This is a genomic window from Pantoea sp. FN0302, assembly GCF_050113775.1.
Taxonomy (GTDB): domain Bacteria; phylum Pseudomonadota; class Gammaproteobacteria; order Enterobacterales; family Enterobacteriaceae; genus Mixta; species Mixta alhagi.
Window position 1 is genome coordinate 1,425,153 of record NZ_JBNJSM010000001.1, and the last position, 23,949, is coordinate 1,449,101.

Annotated in this window: 23 protein-coding genes and 1 pseudogene; 12 read left to right on the forward strand and 12 right to left on the reverse strand. The window is 49.0% G+C overall.

The window, feature by feature from the left end; translation table 11 throughout:
* Positions 1-103 precede the first annotated feature (103 nt).
* Both ACQE32_RS06595 and ACQE32_RS06600 read right to left on the reverse strand, forming a co-directional pair.
* Positions 104-1,159 carry an ATP-binding protein gene (locus ACQE32_RS06595; RefSeq protein WP_426972898.1) on the reverse strand — a complete coding sequence of 352 codons (1,056 nt, stop codon included), beginning with the start codon at positions 1,157-1,159 and terminating at the stop codon, positions 104-106.
* Position 1,160: 1 nt separating this feature from the next.
* Entirely contained in the window at positions 1,161-1,856 is a 696-nt protein-coding gene (locus ACQE32_RS06600; protein WP_426972900.1) for a response regulator, read from the reverse strand.
* A gap of 135 nt (positions 1,857-1,991) precedes the next feature.
* Here ACQE32_RS06600 and ACQE32_RS06605 point away from each other — a divergent pair, with 135 nt between their 5' ends.
* From ACQE32_RS06605 to ACQE32_RS06630, 6 genes are all read left to right on the forward strand, one after another.
* A complete protein-coding gene (locus tag ACQE32_RS06605; RefSeq protein WP_426981503.1) occupies positions 1,992-3,122 on the forward strand; it encodes an efflux RND transporter periplasmic adaptor subunit in 1,131 nt (376 codons plus the stop codon).
* Between the two features lie 30 nt (positions 3,123-3,152).
* A complete protein-coding gene (locus ACQE32_RS06610) occupies positions 3,153-6,257 on the forward strand; it encodes a multidrug efflux RND transporter permease subunit (protein WP_426972904.1) in 3,105 nt (1,034 codons plus the stop codon).
* 173 nt (positions 6,258-6,430) lie between these two features.
* Complete coding sequence (locus tag ACQE32_RS06615) at positions 6,431-7,927, forward strand: MFS transporter (protein WP_426972905.1); 1,497 nt, start codon at positions 6,431-6,433, stop codon at positions 7,925-7,927.
* Positions 7,928-8,149: 222 nt separating this feature from the next.
* The gene (locus tag ACQE32_RS06620; RefSeq protein ID WP_426972907.1) at positions 8,150-8,257 is read left to right on the forward strand and encodes an NAD(P)H-dependent oxidoreductase; all 108 of its coding nucleotides are present in this window, start codon (positions 8,150-8,152) and stop codon (positions 8,255-8,257) included.
* A 395-nt stretch (positions 8,258-8,652) separates the two neighbouring features.
* Entirely contained in the window at positions 8,653-10,131 is a 1,479-nt protein-coding gene (locus ACQE32_RS06625; protein WP_427021513.1) for a SulP family inorganic anion transporter, read from the forward strand.
* 64 nt (positions 10,132-10,195) lie between these two features.
* The gene (locus ACQE32_RS06630) at positions 10,196-10,324 is read left to right on the forward strand and encodes a hypothetical protein (protein ID WP_426972911.1); all 129 of its coding nucleotides are present in this window, start codon (positions 10,196-10,198) and stop codon (positions 10,322-10,324) included.
* 85 nt (positions 10,325-10,409) lie between these two features.
* On the opposite strand, the gene ACQE32_RS06635 is transcribed toward ACQE32_RS06630, so the two are convergent.
* The 5 genes from ACQE32_RS06635 to ACQE32_RS06655 form a co-directional block, all read right to left on the reverse strand.
* Complete coding sequence (locus ACQE32_RS06635; RefSeq protein ID WP_426972912.1) at positions 10,410-11,114, reverse strand: PIG-L deacetylase family protein; 705 nt, start codon at positions 11,112-11,114, stop codon at positions 10,410-10,412.
* Between the two features lie 2 nt (positions 11,115-11,116).
* Positions 11,117-11,710, reverse strand: coding sequence for a sugar transferase (locus ACQE32_RS06640; protein ID WP_085071988.1), 594 nt, complete (start codon positions 11,708-11,710; stop codon positions 11,117-11,119).
* 326 nt (positions 11,711-12,036) lie between these two features.
* Complete coding sequence (locus tag ACQE32_RS06645; protein WP_427021514.1) at positions 12,037-12,468, reverse strand: carboxymuconolactone decarboxylase family protein; 432 nt, start codon at positions 12,466-12,468, stop codon at positions 12,037-12,039.
* A gap of 195 nt (positions 12,469-12,663) precedes the next feature.
* Complete coding sequence (locus ACQE32_RS06650; RefSeq protein WP_426972915.1) at positions 12,664-13,680, reverse strand: substrate-binding domain-containing protein; 1,017 nt, start codon at positions 13,678-13,680, stop codon at positions 12,664-12,666.
* An 84-nt stretch (positions 13,681-13,764) separates the two neighbouring features.
* A complete protein-coding gene (locus ACQE32_RS06655; RefSeq protein ID WP_427021515.1) occupies positions 13,765-15,264 on the reverse strand; it encodes a PTS transporter subunit EIIC in 1,500 nt (499 codons plus the stop codon).
* Between the two features lie 291 nt (positions 15,265-15,555).
* Between ACQE32_RS06655 and ACQE32_RS06660 the strand changes: the two genes are divergently transcribed.
* Both ACQE32_RS06660 and ACQE32_RS06665 read left to right on the forward strand, forming a co-directional pair.
* The gene (locus ACQE32_RS06660; protein ID WP_427021516.1) at positions 15,556-16,152 is read left to right on the forward strand and encodes an NAD(P)H-dependent oxidoreductase; all 597 of its coding nucleotides are present in this window, start codon (positions 15,556-15,558) and stop codon (positions 16,150-16,152) included.
* Positions 16,149-16,736, forward strand: coding sequence for a TetR/AcrR family transcriptional regulator (locus ACQE32_RS06665; protein WP_427021517.1), 588 nt, complete (start codon positions 16,149-16,151; stop codon positions 16,734-16,736). The genes ACQE32_RS06660 and ACQE32_RS06665 overlap by 4 nt, the downstream gene beginning before the upstream one ends.
* Before the next feature lie 136 nt (positions 16,737-16,872).
* On the opposite strand, the gene ACQE32_RS06670 is transcribed toward ACQE32_RS06665, so the two are convergent.
* Positions 16,873-17,805, reverse strand: coding sequence for an AraC family transcriptional regulator (locus ACQE32_RS06670; RefSeq protein ID WP_250652450.1), 933 nt, complete (start codon positions 17,803-17,805; stop codon positions 16,873-16,875).
* A gap of 176 nt (positions 17,806-17,981) precedes the next feature.
* Here ACQE32_RS06670 and ACQE32_RS06675 point away from each other — a divergent pair, with 176 nt between their 5' ends.
* Complete coding sequence (locus tag ACQE32_RS06675; protein ID WP_427021518.1) at positions 17,982-18,668, forward strand: SDR family oxidoreductase; 687 nt, start codon at positions 17,982-17,984, stop codon at positions 18,666-18,668.
* 303 nt (positions 18,669-18,971) lie between these two features.
* Positions 18,972-19,538 (forward strand): C40 family peptidase, encoded by a 567-nt coding sequence (locus ACQE32_RS06680; RefSeq protein WP_426972929.1) that lies wholly within the window; start codon positions 18,972-18,974, stop codon positions 19,536-19,538.
* A 224-nt stretch (positions 19,539-19,762) separates the two neighbouring features.
* Here the strand turns inward: ACQE32_RS06680 and umuD are convergent.
* Positions 19,763-20,181, reverse strand: a pseudogene (gene umuD / locus ACQE32_RS06685) (translesion error-prone DNA polymerase V autoproteolytic subunit).
* Between the two features lie 301 nt (positions 20,182-20,482).
* On the opposite strand from umuD, the gene ACQE32_RS06690 reads away from it, so the two are divergent.
* A complete protein-coding gene (locus tag ACQE32_RS06690) occupies positions 20,483-20,725 on the forward strand; it encodes a helix-turn-helix domain-containing protein (RefSeq protein ID WP_085072009.1) in 243 nt (80 codons plus the stop codon).
* A gap of 161 nt (positions 20,726-20,886) precedes the next feature.
* On the opposite strand, the gene ACQE32_RS06695 is transcribed toward ACQE32_RS06690, so the two are convergent.
* From ACQE32_RS06695 to ACQE32_RS06705, 3 genes are all read right to left on the reverse strand, one after another.
* On the reverse strand, positions 20,887-21,153 hold the full coding sequence (locus ACQE32_RS06695) for a DksA/TraR family C4-type zinc finger protein (RefSeq protein ID WP_085072010.1): 267 nt from the start codon (positions 21,151-21,153) through the stop codon (positions 20,887-20,889).
* A gap of 124 nt (positions 21,154-21,277) precedes the next feature.
* On the reverse strand, positions 21,278-21,430 hold the full coding sequence (locus tag ACQE32_RS06700) for a hypothetical protein (protein WP_418304160.1): 153 nt from the start codon (positions 21,428-21,430) through the stop codon (positions 21,278-21,280).
* Between the two features lie 1,240 nt (positions 21,431-22,670).
* On the reverse strand, positions 22,671-23,024 hold the full coding sequence (locus ACQE32_RS06705; protein WP_426972931.1) for an anti-adapter protein IraM: 354 nt from the start codon (positions 23,022-23,024) through the stop codon (positions 22,671-22,673).
* 666 nt (positions 23,025-23,690) lie between these two features.
* Between ACQE32_RS06705 and ACQE32_RS06710 the strand changes: the two genes are divergently transcribed.
* Complete coding sequence (locus ACQE32_RS06710; protein WP_426972932.1) at positions 23,691-23,936, forward strand: biofilm development regulator YmgB/AriR family protein; 246 nt, start codon at positions 23,691-23,693, stop codon at positions 23,934-23,936.
* Positions 23,937-23,949: the final 13 nt, after the last annotated feature.

The window sequence follows — 23,949 nt, forward strand, 5'->3', positions numbered from 1 at the left end:
GAACCTTGTTGTTCTGCTTCAATTATCTTTATTCAGATGTTTGCGGAACGGGTTCAAAAAGCGGCTCCGAATTCATCGCGGATTTGGTTTACAATATGTGTCTTTAATTTTCAGTGTTTCCTGTAAAAACGACTTCAATACAGGTTCCGCCCAGATTGCTTCGGCGACAAGCCGCTTTTCCGCCATGCGCACGGGCGATAGCGTACACAACCGCCAGGCCTAAACCTGTGCCATCAGGCTTAAGTATTCGGTCTTTCTCTGCCCGGAAAAAAGCTTCGAAAACACTGCCTCTCTCATTATCACTTATACCGGGTCCTTCATCTTCAACTGTTAAAACAATTTGATGATTCTCAGCGCGACAAGTCACCATCACTACGCCAGGAGAAGCATATTTACAGACATTACTGAGCAACGCAGATAATATTTGCCGGATACGGATTTCATCTGCAAAACAGATAACTTCTTCCGCTTCAATAACCGGCTCAATCCCATGTGCACTGAGCTTATCTCTGAATGCCTCCACACAATAAATAATCACTTCCTGAAGGTGGAGTGTTTCTTTATAAAGATAAAGCTGACCACTGTCGGAAAGACTGAGTACACGCAGATCGTCTATGAGCCTTGACAAAGCTTCTGTCTGACGAAGTAATATATCAAACTGTTTTTTTTCTGTATCAAAGATGCCTTCAGACATCCCCTGTATCCTTCCCTTGAGAACAGTAACAGGCGTTCTTAATTCATGCGCTATTGCCGCATTCCACTTTTTCATATCATTAGACATAACCTCAAGCTTATCTGCCATAAGGTTGAAGTCATCGATCATTAAGCCCGCTTCTCTTATTTCATGCATATTATGAACGGCGCGCTCGTCCAGGCGGCCTTCAGCAATACGCCTTGCGCTATAAGCAAGCGCATTAAGGGGCAAAATAATTTTTCTTGCAAAGCGCCATGCAAAAAATAGCGCTATTGCCGAAGAGAACAAGCCCGCAATCACTGTTAAAGCCCAATCATGTGTTGATGGGATCCAGCTATACCTGTCCCCGAGGTCGGAAAAAAAATAAATATAAATACTATAAACGGCGGATAATAAAACGATAGTGCTCAAAGCTACTTTAGTAGTCAGAATAAAAAGTTGGTAGCGAATACCTGCCTGAGCCATATTAGTCCCCTAACCGGTAGCCAAAGCCACGTATACTTTCAGGAACAGCCTGTAAACCAGCCTGCTCAATTTTTTTTCGGAGTTTACTGATGTGACTGTCAACGGTGCGCTCACTAACATCTCCCTCGGGAAGACAATATTCTATTAATTCCTGGCGTGAAAAAACACGCTTGGGATAACGAATTAAATGTTGCAGGATTTTGAATTCCGTTAAAGTCAGTTTATCGCCGATATCAACATTGGTTTTTTTTATTTTTACCTGATGACTGGTAACGTCTAACATGATATTCCGGGTACTATAGTGGCCTGTGCTTTTACTTATGTCGTAAAAAGCCATACGGCGTAGAATCACGTGAACTCTGGCTACCACTTCCACTGCGTTGAAAGGCTTAACAATATAATCATCGGCACCGCTCCGTAAAGCATGAATCTTGTCAATATCGGCATCAAGCGCGGTTAGCATCATGACCGGCACGTCAGACGTTTTTCGTATTTCATTCAATACTTGCCATCCGTCCATGGCGGGCATTTTGATATCCAGGATAACGAACGCGATGTCCCCTTTTTTAAAAAAAGAAATGGCCTCAAGTCCATCTTTCGCATGAATAACTTCAAAATTTTCCTTTTGAAGATAAGCACCAAGAATATCTGCTATCTCATCTTCATCTTCTGCCAACAACAATTTAATTGTGTTCATGTTCCCTCGCTTCAGGCCTGTTTTCTTTTACGCTCCACACCATCTCCACACGAACTCCATAAAACCTCAATATAATGATTTTATAATGAATTTAACAGCATTCTCCTCCATCAAAAACACGTTAACAGGGTTGATATGTTTACCAGAAGCGTTACAAAGTTATTACTGTTGTTCATGCTTGTCAGTTTATCAGGCTGTGATGCTGATAGTGAATCCCAGGTGGAGACCGAAGTAGCACCGGCTGTAGTTGCCGTAAAGGTGCTAACTGAGCAGCCTGTTGTTCTTGAAAAGCTTTATCCCGGTCGGGTCGCAGCGTTGCGCACGGCGCAAATCCGGCCTCAGGTCAGTGGGATTATTACCAGCATGCTGTTTAACCAGGGAAGTGAGATAAAAGCCGGCCAGCCGCTTTTCCAGATTGACCCAGCCCCCTTCCAGGCTGAAGTTAACAGTGCAGCGGCGGCACTTGAGAAAGCGCAGGCCAGCCACCAGCAGCTCAAGTCACGGAGCACACGCCTCGCAAAGCTACGTGGCACCGGAGCTATCAGTCAACAAGACTATGAGGATGCAGCCTCGGTAACAGCACAGGCCAGTGCGGCTGTATCAGAGGCCCGTGCTGTTCTGGAGCGTAAGAAGCTCGATCTTTCTTATGCGACGGTCAGGGCGCCTATTGATGGACGCGTCGATCAGAACTTTGTTACCGAGGGAGCGCTGGTCAGCGCCAGTGACAGTCAGGCGATGGCGACATTGCAACAGATTGATTCCGTATATGTGGATGTACGCCAGCCCGCAGCGGAGCTTTCACAGCTACCTGTTAAGCATAACCAGCTCACCACAGAAGGACTGCCGATTCAGGCAGAAGTCATATCTGCAACAGGAGAGGTATTGACTAACAGTGCCAGCCTTCTGTTTACAGGCGTGAGTGTCGATCCCGGAACTGGCGATGTGGTCATGAGGTTGCGCGTGAATAATTCAGACAAAACCCTTCTGCCCGGAATGTATGTGCAGGCAAAACTATCACGGCAGTTGAGCCCTGGTGGTCTGTTAATCCCACAGGAAGCCGTGCTACGTATAAATGGTAAGACCCGCGTATGGATTGATGATGCAGGTAAAGCTCGCTCAACTGAGGTAGAGCTGGGAGAAGTTCTGAAAGGTAATTATTTTGTTCGCAAAGGGCTGCAAGCCGGAGATCGATTAGTGGTGCAGGGTGCCGAAAGGTTGCAGGAAGGTATGCCGATACAGGCCGACACTAAGACGACACATATTTAAAACCGGAATTTATTTTAAACAGGATACCTCATGCCACAGTTTTTTATTAACCGCCCCGTATTCGCCTGGGTGATCGCGGTTTTTATAATACTTTTTGGGCTCATTGCGATTCCAAAACTTCCCGTTGCGCGCTACCCTTCGGTTGCACCACCTTCTGTTAACATTTATGCAACCTACCCGGGTTCAACGCCGGAGACAATGAACAATAACGTTGTCGCCCTGATTGAACGTGAGCTTTCTTCAGTCAAAAACCTGCTCTATTTTGAGTCCTCAAGTGATACTTCGGGTATGGCTACCATTACGGTAACGTTTACTCCAGGTACCGACCCGGAACTGGCGCAGGTTGATGTACAGAACCGCATCAAAGTGGTTGAACCACGTCTGCCACAGGTGGTACGCCAGAACGGGCTGAACGTTGAAGCTTCTTCATCCAGCTTTTTGATGGTGGTTGGTCTCTCTTCTGATGAAGGTTCATTTTCAGAAAGCGATCTGAGCGACTACTTTGCACGTAATATCACTGAAGAGCTGCGCAGGGTAAGCGGCGTGGGCAGGGTGCAACTTTTCGGTGCCGAGAAAGCAATGCGTATCTGGGTCGATCCGTTTAAGTTGACGCAGTATAACCTCACCATTAGCGATATCAGTCAGGCTATTAGCGCTGAGAACGCCCAGATCTCTCCTGGTCGTACAGGGGATGCTCCGGCATTACCTGGTCAACGTGTATCTTACCCTTTGACGGTAACAGGGCAGCTTGGTTCGCCAGAGGAGTTCGGCAATATTACACTGCGTTCTAACCGTGACGGATCAAGGGTGAGGCTCGCAGACGTAGCGAGGATTGAACTGGGGCCACAAACCTACGCCTATTCAACCCGGGAGAATGGTCGGGTCTCTACTGGCGCGGCCGTGCAGCTAGCGCCTGGCGCTAATGCGGTTCAGACCGCCGGGCAAATCACGGCGCGGTTGGAAGAGCTGAGCAAAGCGATGCCGACGGGTATGCATTACACCATTCCGTTTAATACTGCGCCCTTTGTTAAAATTTCCATTGAAAAAGTTGTGCATACTTTTATAGAGGCGATGGTACTGGTGTTCCTTGTGATGTATCTGTTTTTACAGAATGTCCGGTACACTTTTATACCTGCAATTGTGGCCCCTATTGCATTGCTCGGAACCTTTACTGTCATGTTAATGGCAGGATTTTCCATCAACGTTCTGACTATGTTTGGCATGGTGCTGGCTATTGGTATCATCGTCGATGACGCTATCGTTGTGGTTGAGAATGTCGAGCGCATCATGGCTGAAGAGGGACTGCCACCTAAAGAAGCTACTCAGAAAGCAATGAAAGAGATAACCGGGGCCGTGATCGGTATTACCCTGGTGCTCAGCGCAGTATTTATTCCGATGGCTTTGGCAAGCGGCTCTGTCGGCGCAATTTATCGCCAGTTCACGCTGTCCATGGCTGTATCCATTCTTTTTTCTGCTTTCCTCGCGCTCAGCCTGACCCCGGCATTATGTGCCACTCTGCTGAAGCCCGTTGCGCAGGGAGCACATGAGAAGAAAGGCTTTTTCGGCTGGTTCAATCGTAAATTCGCAGCGCTCACCGATCGTTACGAGTCTCGCGTTGGCTGGCTGCTAAAAAGAACCGGTCGTGCACTGGCTGTTTATGCGGTGTTATGCCTGGTACTGTTCTTTACGATGAAAAATGTTCCTTCCGCTTTTCTGCCGGAGGAAGATCAGGGATATTTTCTGACCTCTATTCAGTTACCTTCTGATGCTACAACCGAACGTACTCTGGAAGTAGTGAAATCATTTGAAAATGGTGTACTGGGACGTCCGGGAATAGAAGCGAATTTGTCGATCCTGGGTTTTAGCTTTGCAGGCTCGGGCCCGAACTCCGCCATGGCGTTCACCACCCTGAAAGACTGGGGGCAACGAAACGGTGCAACAGCAGGCTCAGAGGCTGCTCGGGTGCAGGATATGATGCGCGGTGTACCTGAAGGCGATGTCTTTAGCCTGATGCCACCCGCTATTGATGAATTAGGCAACTCTTCGGGTTTTGCACTCCGTCTTGAAGACAGAGCCGGGAAAGGTTATGCCGCCCTAACTGAAGCACAAAATCAACTGCTGGAGTTGGCGTCTAAAAGTAAGATCGTAGAGGGCGTCTATGTAGATGGTCTGCCAGATGGTCAGGTAATCAATCTGCAAATTGACCGACAAAAGGCCTTTGCGCTAGGCGTATCATTTGATGAAATCAGCCAGACCTTATCAGGGGCGATTGGCTCACTTTATGTGAATGATTTCCCTAATGCTGACAGGATGCAGCAGGTCATTGTGCAGGCTGATGCACCTTACCGTATGCAACTCAATGATATTTTAAAACTCTATGTCCGTAATGGTAGTGGAGGGATGGTTCCGCTTTCTGAGTTTGTTCAGGCCAAGTGGGAAACCTCACCACTGCAGCTGGTGCGCTACAAAGGCTACCAGGCTGTCAAAATCACCGGCAATGCTGCACAAGGATATTCAAGCGGTGATGCGATTAAGGAAATGGAACAGCTTGCCTCTCAATTGCCAGAGGGCTTCGCAATTGAATGGACAGGATTGTCGCTTCAGGAGCAACAATCTGCGTCAGAAGCCACGGCGCTGATGGCTATTTCGATGCTGGTGGTATTTCTGGTGCTAGCTGCACTGTATGAAAGCTGGTCTGTCCCACTATCTGTCATGCTGGTTGTACCGCTTGGTCTGCTGGGTGCCGTACTGGCTGTACTGATAAGAGACATGCCCAATGATGTCTTTTTCAAAGTGGGTATGATTACCATTATTGGACTTTCAGCTAAAAACGCCATTCTGATTGTGGAATTTGCTAAACAGCTTCATGAAGAGGGCAAAAGTTTGACCGAAGCGGCACTGGAAGCTGCCAGAATGCGTTTACGTCCGATACTTATGACATCATTGGCATTCACGCTGGGCGTTGTGCCATTGATGCTTGCAAGTGGAGCCAGCGCAGAAACGCAGCATGCGATCGGTACCGGCGTATTTGGTGGCATGATCAGCGGTACTCTACTCGCGATCTTCTTCGTACCGCTCTTTTACTTTGCTGTAATGAGCGTTGTCGCCAGATTTACCAAAAAAAGGCCAGCTTAATGTTTTGAGGCGCACCGTTCCGGTGCGCCGTCTATAACAGAGATAAATGCCTGATTTGCTCCCGGGTTACCAGCAAATGATTAAAGGGAGGAAAATTTTACGGTCATTATCCTTTCTTCATTAAGGCTATGACGCACAACAAACATTTACACAAGCGTTTTGGGAGAACCAAGATGATCTCATCGTTTCGTTGGTTAGTGCTGGCTGTGATTTCTGGCGCGATGTTGCTTGTTGTTATCGACATGACAGTACTTTATACGGCACTGCCACGTTTAACCCACGATCTAATGGCCTCGGCTAACCAGAAGCTTTGGATAGTAAATTCTTATCCGTTGACCATGGCTGGACTACTTATCAGTATGGGCGCGTTGTGCGACCGATACGGTGCACATCTGTTTTTTAATGCCGGATTGATCATTTTTGGCCTGGCTTCAGTTATAGCGGCCTTTGCTCCCTCTCCGGAGCTATTGATTATTGCCAGAGTATTACTTGGCATTGGCGCATCGGCCATGATGCCTGCCACCTTATCTATCGTACGTAAGACATTTAACGATCCTGCCGAACGCTCTTTTGCCATCGGCGTATGGGCCGCTGTAGCATCAGGCGGTGCAGCTCTGGGTCCGGTTGTGGGCGGTATACTGCTTGAATATTTTTGGTGGGGATCCGTCTTTCTCATAAATGTTCCTGTTGTCCTTATTACACTGCTTTTCTCCGTTAAGCTCATTCCGCCTGTTACGGCCAATCCAACCCGTGTTTTTGATTTTATCGCGGCTGGCCAGATTCTGCTGGGGATGACCGGATTGGTGTATGCGATGAAAGAATTCAGCAAACCCGACCCGCAACTGAGCCACTTTCTTGTGGCAGGTGCCGTCGGGGCAGTAATGACCGCTAAGTTTATTCACAGCCAAAAAATCTCCCCTGCACCTATGTTAAACATAGCAATATTTAAAAGTCGTCTATTCAGTGCGGGGGTTATTACAGCTTTAATTGCTTCAGCATCTCTTACAGGCATTGAGCTGGCAATAACGCAGCGTCTTCAGCTTATTCTGGACATGTCACCTTTACGGGCCGGGCTGTATATTTTACCGCTACCTCTGGCATCCTTTTTCATAGGCCCCGTAATTGGCTATATTATTCCTTATACAGGCTCAATAAGAGCAATCCTTTGCACATTACTCATTTCAGCAGCAGGCGCGGCAGTTTATCTGTTTTATTATGATGCTGGCCTGTGGTTGTCAATCATATCGCTTTCCATCGTGGGCGCAGGGTTAGGAGGTGCAATGACTGCAGCCTCGACGGCTATCATGTTGAACTCACCGGAAAGCAGCGCTGGCACCGCCGCTTCGGTAGAGGGCGTATCTTATGAATTAGGTGGTGCTATTGGTATTGCTTTATTAGGGGGCTTTATGTCTGCGGTATATATGCATTTTATGTCTGGGGTCCCTTCTATACCCGCTAGCGCAAAAGACAGCATTGATGGTGCCCTACTGCTTGCTCAGGAGATGGCTTCCTCACAGGGTGAGAAATTACGTAATTTGGCAGAAGAGGCTTTTCTTAAGGCATTTTTTGTGGTTTTTAGCATAGCTATTTTCATTCTGCTTGCCACCTGCTTAATTTTAGGTGGATGGACGCGCCATATATATCGTGCATCTGAAGAGGAGATGTCTTAGGAATCAGGGAAGTCATTGTTAACTATATTATGCTCGCCCTCCGGTTATCATCCTGGCGAGAACGGAGAGCGACATCATTGTGATATTTTATAAAAGCGTATTTCCCTTTAATATTATGTAACCTGGACATATAAATTAAGGAGTATTCCATTATGGGAAAATAAAATATCACTTGCTCCCCTCCTGACAGAAAAAGTTGACTGGTCATATTGCCAGTCTGCTATGTCTTTATCGGCAGAGTTGTCTGAGGTAGGCCACCTGCTATTCGTTTTCCCGGTTTGGTGGTACTTCATGCCATCAATGCTTAGAGCCTATCTTGGCTGTGTTTGAAATTATGGCTAATAAATATAGCTGTACGGGTCAGCACGCTGAGAAAAAGAATACCCGTAGCGATTTTGGGTTATCATTTGATTGATCCTGTGGAAATTTTGTGTAAAGTTAAACGCGGTTCTGGTTTGACGTTTCTGATTTTTGACAGCCAGCTAACTTTCATCGCCTGCCCTGCATACCGATTCCGCAGGCATTTTGGTTCCTGAAGGTGCACACGCCGCCGTAAAGGAGTTTTAAAAAACATTATGCGTATTACGCCACCCTGAGTTATCTCCCTCTCTGTCGCACTGAGTAGCTTCAGTCGCACACAAAAACATCCCGTCTGCGGATGTGCTTTTTTGTACATAAAATTTTGCCCTCTCGGGCTGACTGCATTCAAAAATTGAGAAAAGACTATGTTGCTGTCCTCGACGCGTAAGGACTGGCTGGGTAACGTCCGTGGCGACGTACTGGCTGGTATTGTTGTCGCGCTCGCGCTTATTCCTGAAGCGATCGCTTTTTCTGTCATCGCGGGTGTAGACCCACAGGTCGGACTTTACGCCGCGTTCTGTATTCCTCTTGTTATGGCCTTCTTCGGCGGTCGCCCGGCAATGATTTCATCATCAACCGGAGCCATGGCGCTGCTGATGGTGACGCTGGTGAAAGATCATGGCCTGCAATATTTACTTGCTGCCTCGGTGCTAACCGGCGTCCTGCAACTTGCCGCCGGCTATCTGCGGCTTGGTAGCCTGATGCGCTACGTGTCGCGCTCGGTGGTGACCGGTTTTGTCAACGCGCTGGCGATTCTGATATTCCTGGCACAGTTGCCAGAACTGACCAACGTTACCTGGCACGTTTATGCCCTGACCGCCGCCGGTCTTGGCATCATTTATCTCTTTCCCTGTCTCAATAAAACCCTCCCTTCGCCGCTGGTTTGTATCGTGGTGCTGACCGCTATTTCCCTGTGGTTGCATCTGGATGTCCGCACCGTAGGCGACATGGGCAAACTGCCCGACAGCCTGCCGGTATTCCTTATCCCGGATATACCTTTTAACCTCAATACTCTGCTGATTATCCTGCCTTACTCTGCGGGGCTCGCCGTGGTAGGACTGCTGGAGTCCATGATGACGGCCACTATCGTGGACGACATGACGGACACGCCAAGCGATAAGAACCGCGAGTGCAAGGCACAGGGCATTGCCAATATCTGCACCTCATTTATCGGCGGCATGGCGGGTTGCGCAATGATTGGGCAATCCGTTATCAACGTGAAATCCGGCGGGCGCGGACGCCTTTCCACACTCACCGCTGGCGTGATGCTGCTCTGCCTGATTGTCTTTTTACGTGACTGGGTGGCGCAGATACCGATGGCGGCGCTGGTCGCGGTAATGATTATGGTTTCCATCAGCACGTTTTCGTGGCGTTCAATTACCGATCTGCGGCGACATCCGCTCTCGACCAGCGTGGTGATGCTGGCCACCGTAGCGGTGGTCGTGGCTACGCATAATCTGGCGTTTGGCGTTCTGGCCGGGGTGCTGATTGCCGCGCTGAACTTTGCCACGAAAGTGGCCCATTTTATGGTGATTAACTCATCGCTAAGGGAGGATACCCGCACCTATATCGTCAGCGGGCAGGTATTTTTTGCCTCATCTGACCGCTTCACCAACCACTTCGACTTCCACGAGGCGATTGAACGTGTGGTGATTGACGTAACGCACGCCCACTTTTGGGACATTACCTCAGTAAGCGCGCTGGACCGCGTGGTGATGAAGTTCCATCGCGAAGGAAAGAAGGTGCAGATTCAGGGAATGAACGCGGCAACCCGTGCCCTCGTTGAACGTTTCGGAATACATGATAAACCGGAAGAGGTAGAAAAACTGATGGCGGGTCATTAAGCCATAGGCGGCAGGCCCGTCTGGCGCTCAGGCCGCAATTAACGGCCTGAACCACCCGGCTTTTATGATAACCCCCGCCGTCAGCATCCTGCGCCTGGCCGACCATGACTGCCGGCCACATCTGCTGCTTTCGCTTTCTGATCGCGATCGCAGCGAAGTTGCTCGCGCACTTTCCGTGCTGGAGCAGGCGTAAACCCTATTGTTCAGTGACCAGCGCGCCGCTTTTCCTCAGCCGTTAAGCGGCGATGCGCTTTCCAGCCTGCGGTCAGAAAGATTTATCAATCAATCCATCCGCGCATAAGATAAAGCATCTCTGCATAATCGTATCCCGCTTCAACGCCCCGAAATGATGCCAGTCGCTTTACGCCATCAAGTGAGATGAGCGCATTTTTTGTCGCAGACATCTGCGACTGATGTTCTGCCAGCATCGCCAGTTTCGCCGCTAAATAATCGCTGATATTGATATAGAGCGCGCCACGCGAACTGTCCCAGGATGAGGAGTTGCCCCACCCGGCAGCCGGATACTCATACGCAGCGATCAGGCGCAGCGAGCGTTGGTTTTTGGTAGGGCGTGTAGCGGCAATGCAGCAGTTATAAACCCACTGATGCTCCTGATGAAACGAGGGAACCGGCAGCAGCAGCAGCTCAGGCTGAATGTCTTCAATAAGCGTATCCAGCTGCTGAACACAGGCTGACTGGCTTGAAGAGGCCAGATCGAAGCACTCCCCCTCGTTAACAAAATTCAGCACGGAATAGTGCGCTCCGGCGCTGTTCATAGCGGCGGCCAGCTCCTGATGGCGCTGGGAAGCAGGAACATAACGCTGCCCACGCAGATGGGTTTCTCCTTTCAGTATCACCACCGCAATATGCACCTCAATACCGGCGTCGATAGCTCTGGCGATGCTGCCGCCGCAGCCCAACTCTGCATCATCAGCGTGCGGGCTGATGATCAGCCAGCGTCGGTAAGAAAAAAGCTGTTCCATGATCAGTTAACCCCTTTCATACCGGCCACCACGCCGAACGTCTTCAGAAAAATATAGATATCCATCCGGGCGCGACGGCGGCGGCTGTAATAGCGATCAATCGCCACGCGACGGTGATAAGGCAGATCGTCTCGCCCTGATACCTGCCACAGGCCGGTAATGCCGGGTTTTACGGAACAGTAATAGCGGTAACTGCGCCCATATTTATCTTTTTCGTAGGCCGCGATGGGACGCGGTCCGATAACCGACATATCGCCCCGAAGTACATTAATAAACTGCGGAAGTTCATCGATGCTGGTTTTACGGATGAAGGCGCCGAAACGGGTGACGCGCGGATCGTTTTTTACCACGCTGTAGAGCTGCAGCTCATGCCGGATACGCGCCTGTTCAGCAGCAGAAACTTTCTCCATCGGCAGCATGGAGGTAAATTTCAGGCAGTAAAAGATTTTGCCGCCCTGCCCCATTCTGGGATGGCTAAACAAGGGTTTCATGCCTGTTAGCCACAGAATTAGCGCCGTGATTAACATAAACGGCATTAGCAGGAGCAAACAAAATGAGGCAACAAGGATATCGAAAAAGCGTTTCTTTATCGTCATAGCAACCTCTGAAAGGCTTCAGCCATCCGCCATGTCAAAACATCACGCAATCTAAAGATACAGATTGAAATATAAGCAAAATCAAGTAAACCTACTCAGATCACATGGTGAAAACTTGAAGATAATATCCAGTAATTTCAAAAGATTACGCAGAGAAAAAACAGGAATATTCAGATTTTCCTTACCATTGCGGGAAATAAAACATCGGAGGAGATGGCTTTTAGCAGGTGAATAAAAGCGGTTTATTGCCTGTTTACCCTTGTGTAGCGCTAAAAATAGCGTGCCGATCAGCCGCACATAAGTGAAGCTGATCCGCTGAGGCTTGTTTACTGTCTCATTCCTATGGCAAGCCGGTTAAAGGCTGACATAAGCGAAACGGCGAAAGTGAGATCGGAAATTTCAACGTCGGTAAAAAACTTATTGAGCGGTTCAAAGTCGTTATCAGAGGCAAATGTCTCATCAACCCTGACCAGCGCTTCTGCCCATTGCAAAGCGGCTTTTTCTTTATCATCGAAGTGGTGGCTGACGCGCCATCCGGCAAGCGCATCAATCTTAGCGTTCTCTACCCCTGATTCCCGCAGTGATTTCGCATGCATTTCAAGACAGAAGGCACAGCCGTTCATTTGAGAAACGCGCAGATAGATAAGCTCAATAAGCACCTTTCCCAGAGAGCTTTTTTCTAACGCTTTTTTAGTGGAAACAAGGCCCATATAAGCGTCGTTAGAGAGTTTGAAATAAGGCAGACGAAGCGTGGTCATGATCTCTTCCTTTTGAAGTGAAGTTCAAAAGACTATCACCCTGAAAAAACACCATTTTCTCTCTGGTGCTGTCAGAACGCCACGCTTCTGATTTATGCGAACCAAACTGCTTATAAAGCGTGCAGATCGAGATGCTGACCGGTGAGATAACACGCCTGACGCCAACGCCCTGGAAACCTTCCGTCTGTTTTGGCTTTATGCTGATTCCCGCACCACCAGTTGGCCGGAAAGCGTGATGCGTTGCGGAGGGAGATCCGGCTCGCTCAGCTTGCGCAAGATCAGGGCAGCGGCCTGTCGGCCTGTCTCTTCGCTGGCAGAGGAGACATAGGTGAAGGATGGCGAGGTAAGGTTAACATGCAGCATATCTTCGAAGCCGAGCAGCGCCACCTGTTGCGTGAGAAACACATCTTTGCCAGGCGTACGACCAACCTGATAAATGGCGCTGATACTGCCAATCATCGCATTGGGTGAATGACAGAGCAGCGCTGTAATCGTGTTGTTATTCTCCAGCAGATGACGCGTTACCTGGCTTGCCGCCTGGGTACTTTCAGCGCAGGCGGGCGTTAATGTCTCCCGAAGCGCCATCCCGTACTGTGCCAGGGCGCTGCTAAAACCCAACAGACGCTGCTGGCGAATCCGATCGTTCTCCGTGCCGCCGATATAGGCGATATTACGGTGTCCGCGTTCAATCAGATAGCGGGTAGCCAGAGAGGCTGCCTGCCGGTTATCTCGCATCACTAAATTACAGCCATCCTGTTGCAGGGATTGCGAAACCACCACCAGCGGCAGCGCACAGCAGCGGATCTTTTCCGGCAGCAAGGCGGCAGTGACATCTGATGCCAGATAGATCACCCCCGCGACGCCCTGCTGTTTGAAGGAGAGCAGACAACGCTCAAGCGCGTCGCCTTCATCCTGTGGCTGTCGCAGAAATACCATATAGTGCTGGCGTTCCAGCTCCTGCACGATACTCGCCATCACTTTAACAGCAAAGCTGTCGCTGAAATCAGGCACAATCAGGCCAATCAGGTTGGAAGTATTGGCGCGCAGATTGGCGGCGGCCACATTATGCACATAGCCCAGCGCACTCATCGCTTCATGCACCCGCGCTATGGTGGCAGCGGAAATTTTTCCTTTCTGACGCAGCACCAGCGAGACGGTTGAAACCGACACGCCAGCCTGTTTAGCGACCTCAACGATGCTAACCCTTTTCACATTTTCTCCCTGAAGGTGCGGCTTATCCGCCAGAGTAAAGCCTCCTGAGAAAAGTCAGGAGGCTTTTTTTACTGCCCGCCTCGCTTATTTGCCCAGCATCAGAGACAGTTTCTGGGCGATAAACTGCGCCCGTGCGCCAAAGATCACCTGAATGCCTCTCTCACCGACAAAGACCACGCCACGCGCCCCCAGTGCGTTCAGCCCATCTTTATCCACCTGCCCGCCCTGGGCAACTTCAAGACGCAGACGAGTAATGCAGGCGCCCACGGAATCAATATTGCGCGCGCCGCCCAGCAGAGCAATGATCTCCGTAGCCAGTTCGTCGTCTGTTTTATCACTGGCATCGGCAGTGACATCTGCCCGACCCGGGGTTTTGATATCAAAACGGCGGATCACAAAGCGGAAAGTAACGTAGTAAATCAGCCCCATCGGCACCCCGATGATGATGGCATTAAGGAAGTTAGTCTGATACCCGTTAAACGAGGGCAGGATGCCAAACGAAATATAGTCAATCAGCCCGGCAGAGAAAGATTTGGCGATATGCGCATGCATCAGATACATACACATATAGGAGAGCCCGGCCATCACTGCGTTAAACACATAGAGGATCGGCGCGACAAAAATAAAGGTAAATTCAACCGGTTCGGTAATCCCGGTCAGGAAGCAGGTCAGCGCAGCAGAGAACAGGATCCCCGCAGCGATTTTTTTGTTTTTGGTTTGCGCCTCATGGTACATCGCCAGGCAGGCCGCCGGCAGTGCAAACAACATTAACGGGAATTCGCCCTGCATGAATTTACCGGCATTCTGGTAAGTATCGCTGCTAAAAGATTTTGTGCCCTCTTCCAGCATTTTAAACCAGATGGTCTGGTCGCCATGAATAACCTGCCCCGCCTGGGTCGTGTAATCCCCGAACGAATACCAGAAAGAGGGATACCAGATATGATGCAGCCCAAGCGGGATCAGCGCACGTTCCACCAGCCCGAAAATAAACGTCGATGCTGCCTGGTTATCGCCGTTGACCACTAGCGACAGCGCATCAATACCGGACTGAATATATTGCCAGATATAAGGCAACAGCAGACCCAGCAGGAAAGAGAGAAACGCGGTGGCAATAGCGACAAAGCGTTTGCCTGAGAAAAAGCCGAGAAACTCCGGCAACTGAATGGTGTGAAAACGGTTGTAGCACCAGGCTGCCAGAATGCCGCACAGCAGGCCGCCGAATACGCCCATTTGCAGCGTAGGAATGCCGACCACCATTGCATACTTTCCGCCCTGTGCAGCCATTTCGGGGGTAATCGACAATACGGTGCCGATCGTCATATTGGTAATAAACACCGAGACGGCAGCCGAGAGTGCAGCAATCCCTGATTCAGAAGCCAGCCCCACGGCGGAGCCAATAGCAAACAGCAGCGGCAGGTTATCGAAAATCACCCCGCCCGCATTCATCATTAACGGTAAGTGAAACTTATCCCCGAACGCCAGCAGCAGCCCGGCGGCGGGCAACAGAGAGATAGGCAGCATCAATGCGCGCCCAATCATAGAAAGCTTAGACAGCGACTTCACAAACCCTGATATTACACTCATTTTCTTCCCCGGGTTAAGGCCGTTACCTGCGCTAAAAACGCGCTGTTATTGTAAGTAGAACGTTTTATTAGAACGTTCTACCATCGTGAAATAAGTGATAACGGCGTGCAACAAAAATTTTACGCCCGGTCATAGGGAATTATGATTGTTTGAAGTCCATCAAAGATCGCGCTGGCGCTTATTCTATCTGCAAAGCTAAAGCCAGCCAGAAACGGACTTGCCAGACGTGCGCCATTAACCTACCATTAGTAACTTACTGTTGGTAGGTAACCTGAAAATGAGGTCATTGATATGCACGCACTGATCGTTTATGCCCATCCCGATAGTCAGTCACATACCCAGGCGATAGCTTCACAGGTGGCCCAGGGCGTTGCCGCCAGCGGCACACATACTTTTGAGCAGGTCAACCTCGCTGCGGAGCAGTTCGATCCGTGTTTCAGCCTGGCTGACTACGAGCAGTTTAAACATGGCTCGCCATTACCTGCTGATGCGCTGGCCGAACAGCAGCGGCTAAACCGTGCTAATGCGCTGGTGCTGGTCTATCCCGTTTACTGGTGGTCATTTCCGGCACAGCTAAAAGGCTGGATCGACCGGGTGTTTACCCAGGGCTGGGCATATGAAGAAGCCGGGGATAAGGTCACTGGCAAGCTTGGACATCTGCAGGTGCATCTTCTGGCGCTGGGCGCAGCCACCCCACGCACTTATCTCCGTCGCGGTTATTTCAGCAGCATGCGCACCCAAATTGACCTGGGTATTTTTGGCTACTGCGGCGCGCCGGTGATAACCAGCGAACTGCTGCTGCCTGCCGATGAAAACTATCCCGACGCGCATTACACCCTGGCCTATAATCTTGGCCGACAGTTGTTTGAACAGAAGGAAAAGATATGAATCAGGCTTCACGCCAGCGTATGACTCATCAGGCCAGACGACAGCAGCTGTTAAGCGTTGCATGGGATCTGGTACGCCAGGAAGGCACCGATGCGCTCACGCTGGGCCGCGTGGCTGAACAAGCAGGCGTCAGCAAGCCGGTAGTGTACGATCACTTCAGTACGCGTCACGGCTTGCTGGCTGCGCTGTACGAAGATTTTGATATTCGTCAGAACGCGCTTTTCGATGCGGCTATGGCGGCGGCGGGCCACAGGCTACAGGACAAAGCTGCGGTGATGGCCGCCAGTTATGTGAATTGTGTGCTGACGCAGGGACGCGAAATCCCTGATGTTCTCTCTTCGCTGGACAGCACCCCGGAACTTGCCGAGGTTAAACGCCAGTATCAGCTCAATTTTATCGAAAAGTTTCGCAGCTGGTTTGCAGCCTTTGTTGCGCCCTCCGGCATTCCTCTGGCTACCATGTGGGGATTGCTGGGGGCGGCAGATGCCATTTCCAGTGCGGTGATTTGTGGTGATATCAGTCAGCAGGAAGGATTGCAGGAGCTTACCGCACTGATTATCACGACGATCGAACGCAGCCGCTAACGCATCATTGCCTGCTCATCGGGGCACAGTGAAGACGTCTGCCCGCAAGCTGCGGGCCTGCCTGGAAACCATTATTCAGCGCTGCGTCAGACTGACCACTACTCGCTAATGGCAGAAACGTTCCGCCAGTCGCTTATCAATGGGAAATCGCCTGCCTTTCCAACTCGGCAGGCGGTAGTAAAGCAAGGGCCTGTTTCATCCGACGAGTCTCGTCGCCTGGGCTACGGCCAAAGAAACGACGAAATTCACGGTTAAACTGCGATGCGCTTTCATAGCCTACCTGCAGCGCAGTTTTTGCAGCGGGGAGATTGCTGCGTATCATCATCAGCCGGGCCTGATGTAGCCTGACAGATTTAATGTACTGTATCGGCGATGTGTGGGTAATAGCCTTGAAATGAATATGAAAACGCGGCACGCTCATTCCTGCTTTTTCCGCCAGCATGGGCACATTTAACGGGCTTTGCCACTGCTGATGTATATGATTTAGCGCACGCGCAATGCGACCAAAGTGCCCCTGACAGGCTAGCGCAGCGCGGATAGCGCCGCCCTGCTCGCTCATCAGAACACGAAAATAGAGTTCGCGTAGCAACGATGCGCCCAGCGCCCTGGTTTCCAGCGGAGATTGCAGCGCCTTCAGCAGCCGATGCAACACATCCAGCAAAGGCGCATCAAGCGGCGTTGAAACCATCCCTTCCGGTGCAGAAGCAAGCTGCTTTCCCGACTCCCCAACCAGCATAAGAAGCTCCGTCGCCAGCGCCAGGTTAAGCTTTACCGCCACGGCCAGCATCGGCTCTTCCGGCGTCGCTTCTGTTTCTGAAGAAAAAGGTAAAGGCACTGAGAGCACCAGAAACTGCTGCGCATCATAGTGCCAGATGCGATCGGCGAGATAGCCTCGCTTACGCCCCTGGCAAACAATAATAATGCTGGGTTCATAGAGCACTGGTGTACGTTCGATGGGCTGGTCCGCACGCATAAAACGCACCTCCTCCAGCAGCGAAGCGGTATAGCCTTCCTGCGGTGCCAGCACCTGAAGAGACTGGCAAATTTGCTGCTGTATAGCTGACATCATTCCGTTATCGTCCCGACGATAAGAGGTCAGGCAATATTAGCCTCTTTCTATTTGCCAGCAATAGCGGTCGCAGTGATAACGAGATAATCAGGCAATACTTAGTGAGGAATAGCGCTATCCGGGATGGTGGGATGTTTTTAAGCTGAAGGCTCAACGATTTTATGGAGCGTAAAACCATGAGCCAGACAATTTGTGGAAACAACAAAGTCATCATTCTGACCGGCGCCAGCAGCGGTATCGGTGAAGCAACTGCCCGCCTGCTGGCGGCTGAAGGCCATATGCTGATTGTAGGCGCACGCCGTCTCGATCGTCTTGAAACGCTGTGCGCCGAACTGCGCGCCGAAGGGGCAAGCATTGATGCGTTACAGTGTGATGTGCTGGAGCGTAGCGCGCTGCAGCGGTTAGCCGGTCTGGCCATGGAAAAATATGGCCGCATCGATGTGCTGATTAATAACGCGGGGGTGATGCCGCTGTCGCCGCTGTCAGCGCTGAAGGTAGAGGAATGGGAGTTGACGCTGGATGTTAACGTGCGCGGAGTGCTGTATGGCATTGCAGCGGTGCTTCCGGCTATGCAGGCGCAGGCGTACGGCCATATTATCAATGTTGCCTCCATTGGCGCTCACAGCGTCTCGCCCACCGCTGCCGTTTATTGCGCCAGCAAATATGCCGTTCGCGCCATCTCTGACGGGCTGCGGCAGGAAACCAATAAAATTCGGGTAACAGTGATCTCGCCGGGCGTGGTTGAGTCGGAGCTGGCCGATATTATCAGCGATGACACAGCGCGCCAGGCGATGCAGACCTTCCGGCAGGTAGCACTGCAACCAGAGAGCATTGCCCGCGCAATGTCATATGCCATCGCTTAGCCTGATGAAGTGGACGTCAGTGAAATCATTGTGCGCCCTACCGCCAGCCCTTACTAACCTCACGCACCGTTGCCAAACGCAGGCGTAATGTCCGGTAGCGAGCAGTTTGTTTGTGCTTAATGTGTAACATAATTTTAGCAACATAAAGCGCTAATCCAGCAGAAAAGCTGTAGAACCGGCGCTTTCCGGCCGGTTTCTGGTAAATTAACGTAAAAGAAAAAGTTAAGTTTCTGGGTAGCGCTTCTTTCAGTTATAAAACAGAATATTCAGAACTTTTCCCCTTAATCTAGCGTGCTAATAAAAATGAATCGCAAACTGGCTCAAACGTTATTGCTTGTCTCTTTTATTGCTCTTGCCGGTTGTTCTTCATCTCCGGGTAAAAACTCAGCAACAGCGCAGGATTCAGCCGATGCCAGCGCGCAAGGCGATCAGGCTGATTTGATTCCAGTGATTGCGGCTCTGCACGATCAAATGCATACCTGGCACGGCACGCCTTATGAATGGGGCGGCACGAAATTATCAGGCGTGGATTGCTCTGGCTTTGTCTGGAGAACGTTAAAAGACCGCTTTAATTTACCGGTTGAACGGCTCACTACGCGCGAGCTTATTCATATGGGCACGCATGTTAAGCCAACGCAATTGCGCCCCGGTGATTTAGTTTTCTTCCGCATCAATGGCGGAATGCATGTCGGCTTTTACGATACCGACCGGCATTTCCTGCATGCTTCCACCAGCAAAGGCGTGATTCGCTCCTCGCTGGACAATCCTTACTGGCAGTCCGTTTTTTATCAGGCGCGTCGGTTGAATAAAGAATATGATGCCGGCATCAGCTTAAATAATGACGGCATGAGCTTAAGTAAAAGAAACTAACCTGTTTTTCTTCGGCGCGGCGGCGTAAGCATAACGCTGTTTCCGCGCCGCTGATTTTCTGCGCCTGGTTTTACGCTTACTTTACATCACACTCACACAGCGCATCAGGGAGGTCACCATCCCGGCGCTGGTAAGCGGGAACCCGATACGCTCGTGATATTAGTGTCTGAGCAAAACTGACGCAAAGGGATTGCGTGGCTGGCAAGGCGTGGTTTGCTCTGGGTCTATTTCACCACTTTGATGGTAAAGATCACCACGCCAAAAATTTGCAGCCCCTTTTCGCTATTCAAAACAATAGGCCGATAAGCCGGATTCATCGGCACCAGTTGCACATTCGGCCGTAGCTGGAGCTTTTTACTGTAAACTCCCCTACTACCGCCGCTATCACAATATCTTCATGCTCTGAGGTTAGCGAACAACCCACCACCAGCATATCACCATCACTGATGCCGCCCTCGATCATTGAATCGCCGCTTATCCTGACAAAACAGGTGGCGCTGGGTCGCTGCACTAACAGATCGTTGAGATCAAGACGCTGTTCAATATGATCCTGCGCCGGAGAGGGAAAACCACATGCTACCCGCCCGATAAACAGCGGCAAATGCAAAATAGCACGCAGTTCAGCAGATCTGATGAAATCCATAACAAATAACCCTGATAAAAACTGTATACAATCACAGTAAACGTAACAGGTGGTTTTGATCAAACGCAGCGCGTAAAGGCGAAAATCGCCTTTCACAGGCGATAGATCATTTTACCGCTTCGCTAAATCTCTGCTTTTTCAGTATTAACTGAAATTTAAAATTTGATAATGTCTAAAAATAAGCCAACAACTGTAATATCAATTAATTATAAAACTATAACAATTTAGCTTGCCTTGACACCGGAAGCGTCCGTGTTAATGCTTAGGAAAAAACTTATTATAAATTGTTGTGGAGAATGCGATGCCTCTGAAAGTACTGTCCATGATCCCTGCGACCGGTGCCACCATTAAAACCACGCGTCAGGCAGCTGGCCTGACGCAGGCGGAAGCGGCAGAACGCTTTGATTACAGTTTGCGTGTATGGCAAAAGAAAGAGTCGGAAGCGGAAGCCAGCAAGAACGGAGGACTAAGTCAGGGTGAATATGAACTGCTGCTTTTGCTGGCGGGGAAGCATCCCGATTATCTGCTGACGCCAAGAAAATAAGAGGTGTTAAAAAATAAGATGTATAGCCGGTAAAGGGCGTCTGACAAGGGGTTCGGGCGTTACGAGGGGAAAAAGAGACAAAGGGTTGTTGTTTACCCTGTAAAGGCAAAGCAATAACCGCAAGGATTATTTATCGGTGGCTTATTTTGCCTTCCATACGATTAGCGTAGCTGGCTGTCTTTACTGCCGCGCCGATTATAAAGGCTGAGGTTTTGTTGTTTCTTATCCATCTCACTTTGGCAAGCAAGACAAAAGCGTACGCCTTTAAGCGCCTTTCGTCTTGCTTCAGAGATTTCCTCGCCACACTCCTGACAGTAACGTTCACTTTCGCCCTGTCCAAGAGCCTGACGGACCCGCTCTACGCCATCATTGATGGTGCTATCAATCTGTTCATTTACGGCTTCGTCAGAAGCCCAACCGCTGGCCATGATTTCCTCCTGATCTGATGATTAAGATTAAATATGGTTGCAGGTGTCCCACACTTCAAGTCGCCGGGCATCAGCAAAACGCAGAGAACCCGCTTTTCAGGGAAAGGACAACAAAAGAAACGATTCAGGCAGCCTGGGACGTCAGGTAACTTACAAGCATGGGGGATTTACAAAAGATGCAGATGGCGCCATGGGGGTTACGCATTGAGACGTCGAACAACGAGATACGACATTGATGACCCTGACAACGAGAGCATCGGTATTTAATAGTTAAAATAAGAAAGCCTTAATATTTATTGAGTGATTCACCAGCTTAGCACCCTTCCTTGATGCTGTCTTGTGCTTGGTAATTTTTATTTTTATCGCCCAGTCCGCCGGTAACGTCAGATCGGGCGAGCACGGCGAAACGGAAAAGGAGCGGCCACGCAGTTCAACACTCTGGGACGGAGTATGAAATTAAAAAGGCCACCCAAAGGCGGCCTTAATATCTATTAATTTTTATAGTTTTTTCCAGAAAAGCGTAGTGCTGTTTCCAGAAAGGTTTCCCTGGTGCGGCAGCCGTATGGCTTTTTGCGCCGAACAGCAAAATGATGCTGTAACGGCTTTGCTGTTGCCGGGCGGCCTGAACGGCTTTAGGCTGCCCGCAATCAACGAGGTCTATATTCCTTTAAAATAACTTATGTATCAACTCTCTTAAAGTACAGGTATGAGAGCTTTCCAAAAAATTTCCGCCTGGCGTTTTGTCCTGTATCTCACTCTTCCTTCTGCATCACTTTTACACAATAACCACTTATTTCATTTCGCAAAATAATCAATAAGTTAAATCCTGGCTGCTTAAAAGTTGCAATAAATTAACTGATTTTCAAGAAGAACAGTAAATTCTGACTATAATCTCTTGAGTAGAGTCGAGACTCTCACACTCAAAAAGCAGGATTTTTTTGTTGTCGTTTAATGGAGCAGTTATGGTTTGGTATGTACTTGACTCTATTGTCAGCCCCGATTCAGATACCGTTTTTTCGCTTGTCAGTTCGCCCTATAATCTGAAGTTTGTTTTATGGTACGGTTCAGAGTCTTACCTCTTCCCCGGCGACAGGCTGGAAACAACTGAGAATGGTTTGATCGTTAATGGGTATATTCAGCCTTTTACTATGCTTGACGTTTCTATATTTCGGGCAGTGTATTGGCAAAATCTCTATGACTACAATAAAAACTGCCCTGGTAATAGCCAGCAATCACACATCACCTGTGCTTATAAGCATAAGTGCCGAATAACAAAATGCCCTTTCGTTTCACACTGATCGCGCTTTAACATCTGGCACAAAGAGAAAGTCGCGTACCTTGCCTCTGCGTTAAAAGGTTTATGATCCGCTACGGAGAGATCTATATCAGGTGAGTCAGAGTAGCCAAATTGCTAAAAATTGAGGCCAAAATTAACTTTAGGAACAACAGCATCTTCCATAATGTATGCCATTAAAAATTAAAAGAACGAGGAAGATTGCCGTTGCCCTGATATTATTTCATTCCTCCACTGCGGCCAACTTTTCTAATCCATATGGACAAGATGCAAAACGACATGTTCCGGGACGATGACAGGCTGAAGGTGGCCGCGTTCCATTTGCCGGACATCCAGTGCGGCTGGACAGTAATGCCCAGTTTGCGCGATTAAAAGGAAATACGGTAATAATCTTTACATTGCTGGCTATACCATTGACCAGTAATTCTTTTCCAGTCGAGGATAGTACATCTCCAGCCTGAACGATTGTCTCTCCCTGATACCAGATAATTAACTTCAGGTTTTTCCTGGTTATAACGCCGCTAAAAACCGTTCCTGTTAAAGGACACATCAGAGAATCCATGACGTTATAATGCATGCCGCCCTCTCTCACTCGTAAAAATCCATTAAATATCGCTAACTTAGCAATTCCATGTAACTATACAGTTATGTTTAACTGTGGGTGAAATACTATTTCACTTCGCTAATGTTTGAAAGGAAAATTCTTACTATTTAAATAAAATTAAACAGAGATCAATAAAACCAGGGTTTATCTAATTAACTTTCTTTAGTAGATAAACAATGACGTTTAAGGACACTACTTGACATTAACTAAGCAACATATTCTGCATAATTTATTTTCATAAAATTCACGTTATTAAAAAGAAATAGCCTTTAAAAGATCTTAACCCCACTTAATCATGGTTTAAAGCCTTTCTGAATTAACAATAAACAACCTAAATGAAATCAATAAATTTGCGGCAACTAATCCTAAGCTAACAAATAGATTAGAAAGAAATTATTAGCAGACTATACTAGTTACCTGCATCAGAAATCAGTAAGAAAATTACTTAATAAAAAATGGATAAATATTGATTTTGCGATATAACTTCAGCACCGGACGATAAAATATCATGTCATAACCTTATAATAGACATGGGTATATTGTCGCGATTTTCATGAGGTTACTTTCAGATAACAAACGCATGTGAAACGTTACCTTTTTTTAACTTTATAACGATATATTATTCACCGGAGATGCACTGTGAATCAGGAACAAGGAATTGAAAGTCAGATCGTCAACTACTTTAAACAGTCAGCGACAAAAGAAAGCCCTAATGAAGAGATATTGCGTACGCTGCTGGAAAAGATGGCCACCAAAAAACATGGACGTAGTGAAAAAAACATCATTGCCAGCCTGTTAGAAAAGATTGAAACAGAAAATGATCGCGACAGGCTTCAATTCTATCGTCAGGCGCTGGAACTATTATTACGTGGTGGCAGAAATTAATACTGCGCTGCGC